At 66.2% G+C, this 1185-nt stretch carries 1 protein-coding gene; it reads right to left on the bottom strand.

Annotated elements, in window-relative coordinates:
* Positions 1 to 7: 7 nt before the first annotated feature.
* On the bottom strand, positions 8 to 1096 hold the full coding sequence (locus tag ACFVYA_RS49995; protein ID WP_387055718.1) for an IS630 family transposase: 1089 nt from the start codon (positions 1094 to 1096) through the stop codon (positions 8 to 10).
* Between the last annotated feature and the right edge of the window lie 89 nt (positions 1097 to 1185).

The raw sequence follows: 1185 nt of genomic DNA, 5'->3' as shown, positions 1-1185 counted from the left end.
TGCTTCATCAAGCAACGTTGGGTAGGTAATCGGGGCGGCGGATCTTGGAGTTGACGGCGAAGTGGCGTTTGGGGTGGCAGTGGCGGTTGCGCCAGCGCAGGTAGCCGGCGATCGCGGCCTCTTGTGCGGCGTGGCTGGGGTAGTCGCTGCCGTCGAGGGTGAAGTAGCGGATCGCGGTGAACTCGCACTCGATCCAGTTCAGCCAGGAGGCGTTGGTGGGTGTGTAGACCAGCTCGATCCCGTTGTCCGCGCACCACGCGGTGACCTCGTCTTTGCCGTGGGGGCCGTAGTTGTCGCAGACCAGGTAGAGCTTCCCGGCGGGGAAGCGGCGGCGCAGCTGCTTGCAGAAGTCGAGGAACTGCGGCCAGCGTTTGCGGTCACGGAACCGGTAGAACATCTGCCCAGACGCGAGGTCAAGCGCGGCGAACATGTGCCGGATGCCTTTGGTGCGGGTGTAAGTGGCACGCTGCCGCGCCGGACGACCCTTCGGGAACCAGCCGCGGCCGGGACGTGGCTGCAAGTTCAGTGGCCCGAACTCATCGACGCAGATCACCCGCCCGTCGGCGGGCGGGTGATCGTAGAGGTCGAGGATGCGGGTCTTCTTCGCGATGAAGTCCGGGTCCTTGCTGGCTTTCCAGGTCTTCGTCGCCTGCCAGGACACGCCCTCCTGGCGCAGGATCTGGCGGACGGTCTCGGTGCTCGCCCTGATCCAGGCGTGCTCTGCCAGATACTCGACCAGCTTGACCAGGCTCCAAGTGGTGAACGGCAACCCCAGCTCAGCGGGCTTGCAGGCGGCGATGCGGCAGATCTCATCCCGGGCGGCCGGCCCGAACTTAGCTGGTCGGCCGCCCCTCCATTTTGGGGACAACGCCGCGAACCCCGAGGTATTGAACGCGTGGATCACCTCCCGCACATAGCCCTCGGTCGCGGCGAACATCACCGCGATCTCCGGTGCCGACCGGCCCTGCATCGAGGCCAGCACGATCCCGGACCGTCGCAGCCGCACCCGGTCCCGAGTCGACCTTGTGATCTTGACCAGCCGCTGGGCCTCCTCCGGCTCCAACGACCGCGCGAACACCTCCGGCTGACGCGCCATGACTCACCTCCACCGGCCAGCTTCGCGATCACCAGCCCGGATGTCCACGCGACACGGTTACCACGTCAACGTTCCTTGCCGAGGCACTA

Origin of the sequence: Amycolatopsis sp. NPDC058278, assembly GCF_042881395.1 — a bacterium.
In the GTDB taxonomy this organism is placed as follows: domain Bacteria; phylum Actinomycetota; class Actinomycetes; order Mycobacteriales; family Pseudonocardiaceae; genus Amycolatopsis.
The sequence above is the reverse complement of the archived record's forward strand: the minus strand, read 5'-3'. Positions and strand labels throughout refer to the sequence as shown.

Coding starts and splice junctions, on each gene's coding strand:
- ACFVYA_RS49995 (WP_387055718.1), bottom strand. CDS start 1,096: ATGGCGCGTCAGCCGGAGGTGTTCGCGCGGTCGTTGGAGCCGGAGGAG.